General features: G+C 61.5%; 10 protein-coding genes. 5 read left to right on the top strand and 5 right to left on the bottom strand.

Translation table 11 applies throughout. The annotated features are described in order from the left end of the window. Nucleotides 1-43 precede the first annotated feature (43 nt). The 5 genes from K3762_RS00050 (at nt 44) to K3762_RS00030 (ending at nt 7,259) form a co-directional block, all read left to right on the top strand. Nucleotides 44-1,030, top strand: a complete 987-nt coding sequence (locus tag K3762_RS00050) for a glycosyltransferase family 2 protein (RefSeq protein ID WP_205570885.1) — start codon at nt 44-46, stop codon at nt 1,028-1,030. After that, complete coding sequence (locus K3762_RS00045; protein ID WP_260010748.1) at nt 1,027-2,724, top strand: beta-1,6-N-acetylglucosaminyltransferase; 1,698 nt, start codon at nt 1,027-1,029, stop codon at nt 2,722-2,724. Before K3762_RS00050 ends, K3762_RS00045 begins: the two co-directional genes overlap by 4 nt. A gap of 3 nt (nt 2,725-2,727) precedes the next feature. Beyond that, nucleotides 2,728-4,155 (top strand): nodulation protein NodH, encoded by a 1,428-nt coding sequence (locus K3762_RS00040; protein ID WP_132443924.1) that lies wholly within the window; start codon nt 2,728-2,730, stop codon nt 4,153-4,155. A gap of 85 nt (nt 4,156-4,240) precedes the next feature. After that, nucleotides 4,241-4,897 carry a YitT family protein gene (locus K3762_RS00035; RefSeq protein WP_120349751.1) on the top strand — a complete coding sequence of 219 codons (657 nt, stop codon included), beginning with the start codon at nt 4,241-4,243 and terminating at the stop codon, nt 4,895-4,897. Between the two features lie 172 nt (nt 4,898-5,069). Next, nucleotides 5,070-7,259 carry an NADP-dependent isocitrate dehydrogenase gene (locus K3762_RS00030; RefSeq protein ID WP_132443923.1) on the top strand — a complete coding sequence of 730 codons (2,190 nt, stop codon included), beginning with the start codon at nt 5,070-5,072 and terminating at the stop codon, nt 7,257-7,259. A gap of 114 nt (nt 7,260-7,373) precedes the next feature. Here K3762_RS00030 and gyrB read toward each other — a convergent pair whose 3' ends face one another. The 5 genes from gyrB to dnaA all read right to left on the bottom strand — a co-directional run bounded on the left by gyrB (nt 7,374) and on the right by dnaA (nt 14,285). Beyond that, entirely contained in the window at nt 7,374-9,788 is a 2,415-nt protein-coding gene (gene gyrB / locus K3762_RS00025; RefSeq protein ID WP_120349727.1) for a DNA topoisomerase (ATP-hydrolyzing) subunit B, read from the bottom strand. Nucleotides 9,789-9,867: 79 nt separating this feature from the next. Next, nucleotides 9,868-10,488 carry a LysE family translocator gene (locus K3762_RS00020; protein WP_067940379.1) on the bottom strand — a complete coding sequence of 207 codons (621 nt, stop codon included), beginning with the start codon at nt 10,486-10,488 and terminating at the stop codon, nt 9,868-9,870. Next, complete coding sequence (recF, locus tag K3762_RS00015) at nt 10,485-11,582, bottom strand: DNA replication/repair protein RecF (RefSeq protein WP_067940382.1); 1,098 nt, start codon at nt 11,580-11,582, stop codon at nt 10,485-10,487. The genes K3762_RS00020 and recF overlap by 4 nt, the downstream gene beginning before the upstream one ends. A gap of 59 nt (nt 11,583-11,641) precedes the next feature. Beyond that, nucleotides 11,642-12,760 (bottom strand): DNA polymerase III subunit beta, encoded by a 1,119-nt coding sequence (gene dnaN, locus K3762_RS00010; protein WP_067622958.1) that lies wholly within the window; start codon nt 12,758-12,760, stop codon nt 11,642-11,644. Between the two features lie 163 nt (nt 12,761-12,923). Beyond that, entirely contained in the window at nt 12,924-14,285 is a 1,362-nt protein-coding gene (gene dnaA / locus K3762_RS00005) for a chromosomal replication initiator protein DnaA (RefSeq protein WP_067622961.1), read from the bottom strand.

Raw genomic sequence — 14,285 nt, 5'->3', positions numbered from 1 at the left:
CCGATAGGTAAGGGGCGGTTTGGGCTTAATTCAGTCATATCGATTGCGGCTGCAACGCAAGCGCTGGCGCATCCGCGCCTTCCGCAAACGGCGCGAGTTGACCCGCGTGGCGAACCGCACCGCCCAGATCAAACGCGACGATATCCTTGTGTTCTGCACGCAGCGCAACGAACGCATCCGGCTGCCCTATTTCCTGAAATACTACCGCGAGATGGGCGTCGGACACTTCTTCTTCGTCGATAACGACAGCACGGATGGCTCGCTCGACTATCTTGCCGAGCAACCTGATGTGTCGGTCTGGAGCGCCAAGGCCAGCTACAAGCGCGCGCGCTTCGGCGTCGACTGGCTGAACTGGCTGCAGATGAAATACGCCCATGGCCACTGGGCGCTGACGGTCGATCCTGATGAATTTCTGGTCTATCCCTTTTGCGACACACGGCCCCTGCGGGCGCTGACCGATTGGCTTGATGCGTCGTCGATCAAAAGCTTTTCCGCGATGCTGCTGGATATGTATCCCAAAGGGCGGCTTGACGAAGAACCATACCAAGCGGGCCAAAATCCGATTGAGATTGCGTCGTGGTTCGACAGCGGCAACTACACCATTTCGCGCAATCGGCGGTTTGGAAACCTCTGGATTCAGGGCGGGCCACGGGCGCGGGTGTTCTTCCCAGATGAACCCGCCAAGGCGCCGGCGTTGAACAAGGTGCCGCTGGTCAAATGGGACCGGCGCTATGCCTATGTCAGCTCAACCCATATGCTGCTGCCGCGCGGGCTTAATCAGGTCTATGACGAATGGGGCGGAGAGAAAGCCTCGGGCGTGCTGCTGCATGCCAAGTTCCTCGACACCTTCGGTGCCAAGGCGGCGGAGGAGTTGCAGCGCAGCGAGCATTACGCGGCTTCGGTGGAATACAAAGCCTATGCCGCGCAGCTAAAGGACGACCCGCAGCTATGGTGCAAGTGGTCGGAGCGCTACATCAACTGGCGGCAGCTTGAGATTCTCGGCCTGATGTCCAAGGGGAACTGGGCATGAGCGTCGGGATCGTCATGCTGGTGCACAACGCCTTTGACCGGGCCGAGCAGGTCGCGCGCCATTGGGCCGCTGCGGGCTGCCCGGTGGTGATCCACATCGACAAGGCCGTGCCCCGGCGGGCGCACGATGCTTTCGTGGCGGCACTCTCTGACCTGAAGGATGTGCATTTCAGCCCCCGCAAACGCTGCGAATGGGGCACTTGGGGGATCGTTGCGGCCTCTCAGGGGGCGGCGGAATTGATGCTGTCGCGCTTTCCCAAGGTGCGCCATGTCTATCTGGCCTCGGGTTCCTGCCTGCCGCTGCGCCCGGTGCAGGAATTGATCGACTATCTTGAGGACCGCCCGCAGACGGATTTCATCGAAAGCGCCACCACGGCGGATGTGCCCTGGACGGTGGGCGGGCTGGATGAAGAGCGGTTTACCCTGCGTTTCCCCTTCTCTTGGCGGCGCAACCGCTATCTGTTTGACCGCGCGGTCGAGATGCAGCGCCTGCTGCGGCTCAAACGTCGGATGCCGCGCGGGATCGTGCCGCATATGGGCTCGCAATGGTGGTGCCTGACCCGGCGCACGCTCTCGGCGATCCTGCAAGACCCGGACCGGCCCAGCTATGACAAGTTCTTTCGCCATGTCTGGATCCCGGATGAGAGCTATTTCCAGACCCTAACGCGGCTCTATTCCAGCAAGATCGAAAGCCGGTCGTTGACCCTGTCGAAGTTCGATTTTCAGGGCAAGCCGCATATTTTTTACGACGACCACCTGCAGCTATTGCGCCGTTCGGATTGCTTTGTCGCACGCAAGATTTGGCCCCATGCAGACAGGCTCTATCAAGCGTTTTTGACGGATTCGGCCGGTGCGCTGAAAAAGACCGAACCGAACCCCGGCAAGATCGACCGCATCTTTGCCAAGGCCGTGGAGCGACGGACCCGCGGGCGCGCGGGGCTCTATATGCAAAGCCGCTTTCCCAATGAGGATTGGGAGAATGGCGTCACCGCTGCGCCCTATTCGGTGTTTCAGGGCTTTGCCGAGATTTTTGAGGATTTCGAACATTGGCTGAGCCGTGCCAGCGGGGGGCGCGTGCATGGGCATCTCTTTGCGCCAGACCGGGTTCATTTCGCCGACGGGCAGACCGCGCTGAACGGTGCCTTGTCGGACAATCCGGTGCTGCGCGATCACAATGCCAGCGCGTTTTTGACCAACCTGATCTGGAACACCCGTGGCGAACGCCAGTGTTTCCAGTTCGGCCCGATGGACAACCAAGACATCAACTGGCGCGTCGCCAAAGACCCTAACGCGCATATTTCGGTCATCACCGGCGCTTGGGCGGTGCCGCTGTTCCGCTCGAACCTCGATTTCGCCGATATACGCCGTCTGGCGGCCAAGCTGCAAAAGACGGAAAGCACGCATATGGACATGCTGCACTCGCCCTATACCAAGGCGCGCGTGCGGGTCTGGACGATGGCGGATTTCATCGAAGCGCCGATGGAGCCGCTGCAAGAGATCCTTGATGAGATCGGCCGCCCCCGCCTGCGCCGCCTGTCAGAGGCGCCGCGCATGGTTGATCTGGACGGTTTCGGCCAGTTCCTGCAGAACCTCAAGAACCAAGGCATGCACCCCTATCTTGTCGGCGATTTCCCTGTCGCCCGCGGTGGCAGTGCCGATGCCAAACCCTCTCCCAAACCCTATCTGGTGAAATAACCCATGGGCGACAAATTCGACAGTTTCGTGGTCTTCGCCGAGATGCGGACCGGGTCAAATTTTCTGGAGGCGAACCTAAACGCTTTCGCGGGGATCGCCTGTCATGGAGAGGCCTTTAACCCTTTCTTCATGGGCTATCCCAAAAGCGAGCCGATCCTAGGTATCGATCAGGCCACGCGGGACGAAAACCCTAAAAAGTTGCTGGCGGCGATCCGGGGTCAACAGGATGCCTTGGGCGGCTTTCGCTATTTCCACGATCATGATCCGCGCGTATTCGAGACCATCCTCAAGGATCACCGCTGCGCGAAAATCGTGCTGACCCGCAATCCGGTCGACAGCTACGTCAGTTGGAAGATCGCGCAGGCGACCGGGCAGTGGAAGCTGACCGATATGAAGGCGCAGAAGGTGGCGCAGGCGGTCTTTGACGCCGATGAGTTCAGCACACATCTGGACGCCTTGCAGCGCTTTCAGATCACGCTGCTGAACCGCTTGCAGACTTCGGGCCAAACGGCGTTTTACGTGGCATACGAAGACCTGCAAAGCGTTGAGGTGATGAACGGTCTTGCGCGCTATCTTGGCGTGGATGAGCAGTTGGAGGCGCTGGACAAGAACCTCAAGAAGCAGAACCCCAGCCCGATCTCGGCCAAGGTCAGCAACTATGACGAGATGCTAGTGGCGCTGGCGCGGTTGGACCGTTTCGATCTGACCCGCACCCCCAATTTCGAGCCGCGGCGCGGGCCGAATGTGCCCTCCTACGTGGCGGCGGCGACCATCGGGTTGATCTATCTGCCGATCAAATCCGGGCCGCAGGATCAGGTGTTGGATTGGCTGGCCGCCCTTGATGGTGTCCCGCGCGAGGCGCTGCGCGATAAGATGTCGCAAAAAGAACTGCGTCAGTGGAAGCGCAAAACGCCGGGGCATCGTGGCTTCACCGTGCTGCGCCATCCCGCCCGACGGGCGCATGATGCTTTTTGCCGCCACATCCTGACCACGGGCGAGGGCAGCTATCGCCAATTGCGCAACACGCTGATGCGCCGCTACAAGATGCCGCTGCCGAAAGATGGCCCCGATGCTGGCTATGACCGAGATGCGCATCGCACCGCCTTTGTCGCCTTTCTGAAATTTCTCAAAGGCAATTTGGCCGGTCAGACGTCGATCCGGGTGGATGCGGCATGGTGCTCTCAGGCCCAAGCCATCGCGGGGTTCGGCGAGTTCTGCCTGCCGGATCGCATCATCCGCGAAGAGGATCTGGCCAGTGAACTGCCCGCTTTGGCCGCGGGCCAAGGCCATGTGACCACCCCCGCCGTGCCTGCGGCGGCGGAACCCGGTCCCTTCACGCTTGCCGATATCTATGACGATGAGGTCGAGGCGTTGACGGCGGATGCCTATCAAAAAGATTACATGACTTTCGGCTTCACCCGCTGGCGCTGAGTTGGCGGTGGATTGACCTTGCCGGGTTTGGCGTAAACTGGAACAAGGATGCATCCTGAATGCATCGCCAAAGGTCGCGCCGCCCGTGAGTTTCCTGTCTGTCACCTCTGTCCCGACATTGCGCTGGAGTTCGCCCAAGGCGTTCACCCTCAAGCCGCCTTTTGCCTCGATGGTGTTTCTGATCCTCGGGCTGGTCATGTTCGGCTTGGGCGAGGCGCTTTTGGTCAATGCAGGCGTCGGTGTCAGCCCTTGGACCGTCTTTGCCGAAGGGGTGACCAACATCACGGGTTGGAGCCTTGGGCTGGCCACGTTCCTTATCAGCGCCACGGTGCTGCTGCTTTGGATCCCGCTGCGCCAGACGCCGGGCATCGGCACCATTCTGAACGCGGTGATCGTAGCACTGGTGTTGGAATATGCGTTGCCGATCCTGCCGCGGTTTGACAGCTATCTGGCCAATGTAATGCTGGCGCTGACCGGCGTCTTTGTGACCGGCTTTGGCGGCGCGATCTATCTTGTGGCCAACCTCGGCCCCGGCCCGCGCGATGGGCTGATGACGGGGCTGCAGCGGGTGACGGGCAAACCCATCGCCCTTGTCCGCATGAGCATCGAATTATCGGTCGTGGCGATTGGCTGGGCCTTGGGCGGGACGCTGGGCCTTGGCACGCTGCTTTTCGCGGTCGGCATCGGTCCGGCCATGGCCATCGGGATGCAGATTCTGCAAACGCGCAGCGTGACCCGCTAAGACACAGACGCGGGATCCGGGGGGATGCGCTCCATCGAAGCATGCCGAAAGGCTGAAATCCGCTAGTTCCACATATTTTCCCGAAACGACCCTACCGCATACTGCGGTATACCGTCGACCTTCGCCGCTTCTTCCGCTATCAGGGCACCAAATGCAGCAATTTGGAGCAATCATGTCCGATATCATCTACACCAAAGTTGACGAAGCGCCGGAGCTGGCCTCTGCGTCGCTGTTGCCAATCATCAAGAAATTCGCCGAAGCCGCTGGTGTGAGCGTCGGCACGAAAGACATCAGCCTTGCGGGCCGTATCCTTGCGACCTTCCCCGAGCATCTGACCGAGGCGCAGCGCCAGTCGGACGATCTGGCGGAACTGGGCCGTCTGGTAAAGACGCCCGAAGCGAATGTCATCAAGCTGCCGAACATCTCTGCCTCCGTGCCGCAGTTGGTCGCGGCGATCAAAGAGCTTCAGGCCCAAGGCTATGCGCTGCCCGACTACCCAGAAGAACCCAGCACGGACGAAGAAAAGGCCGTGCGCGCCAAATATGATGGCATCAAAGGGTCGGCTGTGAACCCGGTCCTGCGCGAAGGCAACTCTGATCGCCGCGCGGCCAAGGCCGTCAAAAGCTTTGCCCAGTCCAACCCGCACCGCATGGGCGACTGGCAGTCGGACAGCAAGACGCATGTATCGTCGATGTCCGGCAATGATTTCTTCTCCAACGAAGTTTCCGCCACGCTCGATGCCGCGAGCGGCGCAAAGATCGTGCTGGAAACCGCGGATGGTGAGACGGTTCTGAAAGACGGGCTTGAGTATCCTGCGGGCACCGTGGTCGATGCGACCTTCATGAGCGCCGCGGCACTCAAGGAGTTCCTCAACACCCAGATCGAGAAAACCAAAGAAGACGGCATTCTCTTCTCGCTGCACCTCAAGGCCACGATGATGAAGGTCTCTGACCCGATCCTGTTCGGCCACGCGGTCAAAGCCTACCTTGCACCGGTGTTTGATAAGCACGGGCAAAAGCTCAAGGAACTGGGCGTGAACCCCAACTCCGGCCTTGGCGACCTGCTGGAGCGCGTGAAGGGCGAGACGGAGATCATGGCCGACATCGACGCCTGCATGGAAGACCGTCCGCCGATGTATATGGTCGATTCCGACAAGGGCATCACCAACCTGCATGTGTCCTCCGATGTGATCATCGACGCCTCGATGCCCGCGCTGATCCGCGCTGGCGGCAAAGGCTGGGGCCCGGACGGCAAGGAACACGACGCCAACTGCGTGATCCCCGACAACTCCTATGCGCCGGTTTACGACGAGGCGATCAACTTCTTCAAAGAGAACGGCAAGCTTGATCCGGCAACCGCAGGCACGGTGCAGAACATCGGCCTGATGGCGCAAAAGGCCGAGGAATACGGCTCTCACCCCACCACGTTTGAACTGGCCGAGGCAGGCACCGTCAAGATGATCCTCGACGATGGCACTGTGCTGCACCAGCACAAGGTCGACGCCGGTGATATTTGGCGCTCTTCCTCCGCGCGCAAGGCACCGATTGAGGATTGGGTGAACCTCGCCATCTCGCGTCAAAAGGCCGAAGGCTGCCGGGCGATCTTCTGGCTGGACGAAAGCCGCGCCCATGACGCCGAACTGATCTCCTACGTGAAGCCGATCCTTGAGGCCCAAGGCGTGGCCGATAAGTTCGAGATCATGGCCCCCCGCGAAGCCACCCGCGCCTCGCTCGAGACGATCACCAAAGGCGAGAACACGATTGCCATCACCGGCAACGTGCTGCGCGACTACCTGACCGACCTCTTCCCGATCTTGGAATTGGCGACCTCTGCCAAGATGCTGTCGATCGTGAAGCTGATGAACGGCGGCGGTTTGTTTGAAACCGGCGCGGGCGGTTCGGCCCCCAAACACGTGCAGCAGTTGGTTGAGGAAAATCACCTGCGGTGGGATAGCCTTGGCGAGTTCTGCGCGCTTGGTGAAAGCCTGATGTTCCTCGCCGACGCACGCGGCAACGAGAAGGCGCGCGTGTTGGGCAAAGCGGTCGAGACCGCGACGCAGGGCATCCTCGACCACGGCCGTTCCCCTTCGCGCAAGGTGGGTGAGCCCGACAACCGCGACAGCCACTATTGGTTCGCGCGCTATTGGGCCGAAGCGGTGGCCGCGCAGGGTGATGACGCAGGGCTCGCCGCAGAGTTCGCCCCCATCGCCAAAGAGCTTGCCGCTAAGGAAGCCGACATCCTCTCTGAGCTTGCGGCGGCCCAAGGTGCTGCTGTCGATCTTGGTGGTTACTATCACACCGACGCGAACAAAACTGCCCGCGTGATGCGCCCCTCCGAGACGCTGAATGGCATCATCGGGTAATTAGCCTGATATAAACAAATCCGCCGCGTAGCTGTCTGAGCTACGCGGCGGATATCCGTTTCAAGAATTTGAGCAGAGCGAAAGCGCGTCTTTGCGCCTGCCTACTTCCCCCCTTTAAAAATCCAGGTTCTCCACGCTCAGCGCGTTCTGCTGAATGAACTCGCGCCGTGGCTCGACCACATCCCCCATCAGCTTGGTAAAGAGATCATCCGCCTCGGCCATGTCCTCTACGCGGACCTGCAGCAGCGTGCGTGCATCGGGGTCTAGGGTGGTTTCCCACAGCTGATCCGGGTTCATCTCGCCCAGACCCTTGTAGCGCTGCAACGACAGGCCCTTTTCGCCTTCGGCGAGGATCGCTCCGAGCAGGTCCATGGGGCCATAGATCATCTGGCTGCGGTCCTTGCGGATCAGCTTGGCGGGCTGGTCATAGACATCTTGCAGGTGCTGGGTGAAGCTGCCGGATTTCTTCGCCTCGCCCGACCGCATCATGCGGCCATCAAGCGTGCGTACCTCCTCTACGCCGCGCAGGATGCGGGCGAGGCGGATGCCGTGATCTTGGGTGATGCGGCCCTGCCAGCCACGCTCGTATTCCAGCGCGATCAGGTTCAGACGGTCGGCGACCTTGTCGGCCACGCCTTGCAGGTCGCTGTCCACCGCGCCATCGACAAAGGCCCCGGCGATGGCGGCCTGTTCAAGGATATGGCGCGGGTAATGGGTTGGGAAGGCTTCCAGCACGCGCTTGAGTTGGCGCGCCATGTCGACCACGCGGGTGAGGTCTTGGCCGGTGATCTCTTCGCCGTTGCCTTGGCGCAGCATGGCACCGTCGACGCCCTGCTGGATCAGATATTCCTCCATTGCGGCCTCATCCTTGAGATAGACCTCGGACTTGCCGCGCGACACTTTGTAGAGCGGCGGCTGCGCGATGTAGAGGTGTCCGTTCTCAATGAGTTCGGGCATCTGGCGGTAGAAGAAGGTCAGCAGGAGCGTGCGAATATGCGCGCCGTCGACGTCGGCGTCGGTCATGATGACAATCTTGTGGTAGCGCAGTTTGGAGAGGTTGAACTCATCCCGCCCGATGCCAGTGCCGAGCGCCATGACAAGGTTGCCGATCTCTTGGCTGCCCAGCATCCGGTCAAACCGGGCGCGTTCAACGTTGAGGATTTTACCTTTGAGCGGCAGGATCGCTTGGGTCTGACGGTCGCGTCCGGTCTGGGCAGAGCCGCCGGCGCTGTCCCCCTCGACGAGGAAGACTTCGGTCTTGGAGGGGTCTTTCTCCGAGCAGTCCTTGAGCTTGCCCGCGAGGAAGTTCACATCCATCGCCGTCTTGCGCCGTGTCAGCTCGCGCGCCTTGCGAGCGGCTTCGCGGGCCTGCGCGGCCTCGACGATCTTGCCGACGATCTGCTTTGCCTCGTTGGGGTTTTCCTCGAACCACTCGGCGAGCTTTTCGTTCATCAGCCCTTCGACCGCGGGGCGCACTTCGGACGACACCAGCTTGTCTTTGGTCTGGGAGGAGAACTTCGGATCCGGCACTTTGACCGAGAGCACGCAGGTCAGACCCTCACGCGCGTCGTCGCCGGTGAAGTTGATCTTTTCCTTTTTGGCGATGCCACTGGTCTGAGCGTAGCCGTTGATCGTGCGTGTCAGCGCGCCGCGAAAGCCCGCCATATGGGTGCCGCCATCGCGCTGCGGGATGTTGTTGGTAAAGGGCAGCACGTTCTCGTGGTAGCTGTCGTTCCACCACATCGCCACTTCGATGCCGATGTCGTCCCGCTCCCCGGTGATGAAGATCGGCTCGGGCATGACGGAGGTCTTGTGCCGGTCAAGGTATTTGACGAATTCCTTCACGCCGCCTTCGTAGAACAGTTCTGTGCGCAGCGGCTCGACGGGGCGTTCGTCGTTCAGGATGATCCGCACGCCGGAGTTCAGGAAGGCCAGTTCGCGCAGGCGTTTTTCCAGCGTTTCGAAGCTGTATTCGAGGTTCGAGAAAGTCTCGGTCGAGGCCATGAAGCGGACCTCGGTGCCGGTGCGGTCCGTCTCGCCCACGACTTCGAGGTGCTTGGTGGTGAAACCACCCTCAAACCGTGCGACATGTTCCTTGCCCTCGCGCCAAATGCGCAGTTCCAGCCAGTCCGACAGGGCGTTCACAACCGAAACGCCAACCCCGTGCAGACCGCCCGAAACCTTGTAGGAGTTGCTGTCGAATTTACCGCCCGCGTGCAGCTGGGTCATGATGACCTCGGCGGCGGAAACGCCTTCTTCTTCGTGGATGCCCACCGGAATCCCGCGCCCGTTGTCGCTGACCGAGACGCTGGAATCCTCGTGGATTGTGACCGTTACCGCGTCGGCATGACCGGCCAGCGCCTCATCGATGCCGTTGTCCACGACCTCATAGACCATGTGGTGCAGGCCCGAGCCGTCATCGGTGTCCCCGATATACATGCCGGGGCGTTTGCGAACAGCCTCCAACCCTTTGAGAACCTTAATGGAATCGGCGCCGTATTCCTGTGGTGTCTGCGCGGTATCGGACATGCGGAAATAACCCTTCTCGTTTGCCCGATTTATAGTGTTTTCGCCCGGCATTGTCACGCGAATGACACAAGATTTTGTGTCAGGTGAAGGGGATGATCAGCCCCACGAAAATGAGCATCCCGCCCGAGATCAGATTGATCCGCCGCAGGGTGCGCGGGGCGGTCAGAAAACCGCGCAGGCGGCCCACCAGCAGCGCGATCACAAGGTTGCCGATAAGCGGCACGATGACCGAGGCGGCGAGGATTAGCCCGATGTCGGGCCCGGTGACTTGGCGCAGATCAAAGAAGCCGGGCAGCACGCCCATGTAGAACAGGACCGCCTTGGGATTGCCGAGGATCGCCACCAGCCCCGCAACGAAACCCGACCACATCCCGGGGCGGGTGAGGCGGCTGTCGGTACTGATCTGCGTACCCGCCTGACGGATCAGGCCAATCCCCATGGCGATGAACACCAGCGCCGCAGTCCAGCGCAGCACCTCCATCACCGTGTCAAAGGCCGAGACGATCCATGTGATCCCCAGCACCGCCACCAGCGGCCAAAGCATGTCACCAATCGCCACGCCGAGCGCCAGCGGCCATGCCGCCTGAAACCCGCCCGAAAGGGCACGGGCCATCATTGCCAGCCAAACCGGGCCGGGGGTGAGGAACAGGATCAAGAGCGCGCCGCAGTAAAGCAGCAGATCGGCGGGGGTAAGGGTCACGGTCGCCGCTCCACCTGCGAAAGGCCGTCCTCTTCGGTGACCTCAACATATTGCGCCCGCGCGCCAAGGCTTTCGAACAGTTCAGGCCCGGTGCCGGTCATCCAAGCCTGCGCACCAAGCGCGGTGATCTCGTCGTAAAGCGCCGCGCGGCGGCTCGCGTCGAGATGGGCGGCGACCTCGTCCAGCAGCAGCAGCGGCGGCGCGCCGAAGTCGGCGGCGATGGCGCGGGCATTGGCAAGGATGAGCGAGACCAGCAGCGCCTTCTGCTCTCCGGTGGAGCAGTCCCGCGCGGCGATGCCCTTAGCGGCATAGGTGCCCTCCAGATCGGCGCGGTGCGGGCCGATGAGCGTGCGCCCGGCGGCAAGGTCGCGCATGCGGTTGTCCGAGAGCGCAGCGCGCAGGGCATCGGCGCTCTCGGGCATGTCGTTCAGCAGCGACAGCGTCGCGATGGGGAAAGCAGTCTGGGCCTCTGCCTGCGCCGCCTCAAGGGCTGCCAGCGCCTGTAGGCGGTTGGCGTGAATCTGCGCCCCGGTTTCAGCCATTCGGGTCTCAAGCGCTGTGTACCACGCAGGCTCGCGCACCATGTCCTTGAGCAGCCGGTTGCGCTCGCGCATGGCTTTCTCGTAGCTCAGTGACAGGTCCGCATGATCGGGCAGCATCGAAAGCGTCACCCGGTCTAGAAAGCGCCGCCGTCCCTCGGCGCCTTCGATCCAAAGCCGGTCCATGGCGGGGATCAGCCAGAGCACGCGGGCAATGCGACCAAGCGCCGTTTGTGCGGACGCCTTGCCGTCGATCTTGGTCTGCCGTGCAGCGCCCGCTTCGGACCAGATGTCGACCTCATGCAGCACCGTGGGGCCGTGCAGCAGCCCGGTCACCTTCCAGCCCAAAGCCTCGGGCCGCCGTGCCATGTCTTGCGCGCTGGTGCGGCGCAGCCCGCGACCCGGCGACAGCAGCGAGATCGCTTCGATGACATTGGTCTTGCCCGCGCCATTGGGGCCATAGAGCGCGACGGGGCGCGCATCCACGTCGATCACCGCCCGGCGGTGCGAGCGGAAATGCGAGAGGCCGAGGTTGGAAAGATACAGTTGCGCCATTCAGACCCCGTTTTCTTTGAAAGAAAACGGCGCGGGAATTTCAAAAATTCCCGCCCAACTCACACGCGCATCGGCATGACGACGTAAACCGCCGAAGTGTCATTGCCTTCGCGCATCAGGGTCGGGTCGCCAGAGGAGTTGAACAGGAAGACGGCGTTCTCGCGGTCCACTTGGCTTGCGATCTCAAGCAGGTATTTGGCGTTGAAACCAATCTCCAGCCGCTCGTCGGCATAGGCCACGGCCAGCTCTTCTTCGGCGGCGCCGCTGTCAGGCGCGTTGACGGACAGCACCAGACGGTCTTCGTCCAGTTGCAGTTTTACGGCGCGCGAACGCTCGGAACTCACGGTCGCCACACGGTCCACCGCACGGGCGAAATCCGCGGCGTCGACTTCCATCTTGCGGGTGTTTCCCTGTGGGATCACGCGGGTGTAATCGGGGAAGGTGCCGTCGATGACCTTGGAGGTCAGGGTGATGGCGGGGGTGGCGAAACGGATCTTGGTCTCCGACACGGACACCGCGATTTCCATCTCGTCATCATCCAGCAGCTTGCGCAATTCGCCCACGGTTTTGCGCGGCACGATGACGCCGGGCATCTCAGCCGCACCCTCGGGCATCTCGGCGTCGATCCGGGCGAGGCGGTGACCATCGGTCGCCACGCAGCGCAGCGCCTTGCCGCCTTCGGCATCCGCGATATGCAGGTAGACACCGTTCAGGTAATAGCGCGTCTCTTCGGTGGAGATGGCAAATTTCGACTTGTCGAACAGGCGGCGCAGCACCGGGGCAGGGGCCGCGAAGTTCGAGGCATATTCCGAGGACGCCATGACGGGGAAGTCCTCACGCGGCAGGGTCGCCAGCGAGAAGTTCGAGCGGCCCGCTTCGACAGTCAGGCGGCCAGCGGCGGTATCGGCGGTCAGGCTGATCAACGCGCCATCGGGCAGTTTGCGCACGATTTCATGCAGCAGCGTGGCCGAAACGGTGGTGGCGCCAGCGCGCTCAACCTGCGCGGCGACCTTGTCGACCACTTCGATATCCAGATCGGTGGCGCGGAAGGAAACATCGCTGCCCTCGGCCTCGATCAGCACGTTGGCGAGGATCGGAATGGTGTTGCGGCGCTCGACCACGGATTGGGCTTGCGAAACGGCCTTGAGCAGTGCCGCGCGTTCGATGCTGAATTTCATATGCCTTCTCCCATACCGATTGCCGGGAGAGGCAAACTACCCGGTTCCCACGCTTACACAAGAACTTTTGTGGCTTTGTTTAAGTGAATGCAAGAGGGGCGCAAGCTGCGCCCCCGATCGCTGTTTAACCGTGTCCTGAGGACAACCCCTCAGGCCGCTCAGCTTAGGATTCGAGCGCCCGGCGCAGCAGTTCCAGATCCTCGGCGATCTGCCCGTCCGAGACCTTGAGCTCTTCGATGCGGCGCACCCCGTGCATGACGGTGGTGTGGTCGCGCCCACCAAAGCGGCGGCCGATTTCGGGCAGGGAGCGGCTGGTCATCTGCTTGCACAGATACATCGCCACCTGACGCGGGCGGGCATAGCTGCGCAGACGCTTGGGGCCGATCATGTCGCTCAGGCGGATGTTGTAGTGATCCGAGACCTTACGCTGGATTTCCTCGACAGAGATCTTGCGCTCGGAGGCGCGCAGCACGTCGGCCAGACAGTCCTGCGTCAGACCCATGTCGATCTCACGGCCCACGAGCGAGGCGAAGGCAAAGAGCCGGGTCAGCGCGCCTTCGAGAACACGCACGTTCGAGGTGATGCGATGCGCGAGGAATTCCAGCACGCCATCGGCCACTTCGAGGTCCGGATAGGTCTTGCGCTGCACTTCGACCTTGCTTTGCAGGATGCCGAGGCGGAGTTCATAGTCCGTCGGGTGCAGGTCAACGATCAGGCCGCATTGCAGGCGTGACTTCACCCGGTCTTCGAGGTCTTTGATCTCCCCCGGTGCGCGGTCGGCAGAGATGATGATCTGTTTGTGCTGGTCCACAAGCGCGTTGAACGTGTGAAAGAACTCTTCTTGGGTGGAATCTTTGCCCGCGATGAACTGCACGTCATCGACCATCAGCACGTCGACCGAACGGAAGATCTCTTTGAAGTCCATCATCTTGCGGTCGCGCAGCGCCTGAACGAAACGGTACATGAACTGCTCAGCCGAGAGGTAGAGTACATTCATCTCAGGCTTACGCGCGTGCAATTCGCGCGCGATGGCGTGCATAAGGTGCGTTTTGCCCAAACCAACGCCGCCATAAAGGAACAGCGGATTGAAGGTGACTGGGCCGCCTTCGGCGACGCGGCGGGCGGCGGCGTGGGCCAGTTCGTTGGGCTTGCCGACGACGAAATTGTCAAAGCTGAAGCGCGGGTCAAGCGGGGCGGTGCTCAGCTGGGTGTTGGCGGCGGGTTTCACGGCAGCCGTGGTCTGACGCGCAGCCGGGGCAGGCTTTTCGGCGGCAGGGCTGGGTTGCTGATTCAAGGCAAAGTTCAAACGGGTGGCATCGGTGCCCGCCGTGTTGATCTCATGCAGGATCAGATCCGAGAAGTTCTGGCTGACGTAGTTCCCAAAGAAATTTGTCGGCACTTTGAGTGTCACGATTCCGTCTTCAACAGCGCCGGGCACAAGCGGTTCAATCCAGGTGGTGTAGTTGTTCTGCCCCACCGTCTTTAGAAGCCGCTCTTTGATCTCGCCCCAGTGATCTAATGTCAT

It is taken from the genome of Sulfitobacter sp. W074, assembly GCF_025142275.1.
Taxonomy (GTDB): Bacteria; Pseudomonadota; Alphaproteobacteria; order Rhodobacterales; family Rhodobacteraceae; genus Sulfitobacter; species Sulfitobacter profundi.
This window is presented reverse-complemented; position numbering and strand designations above follow the sequence as displayed.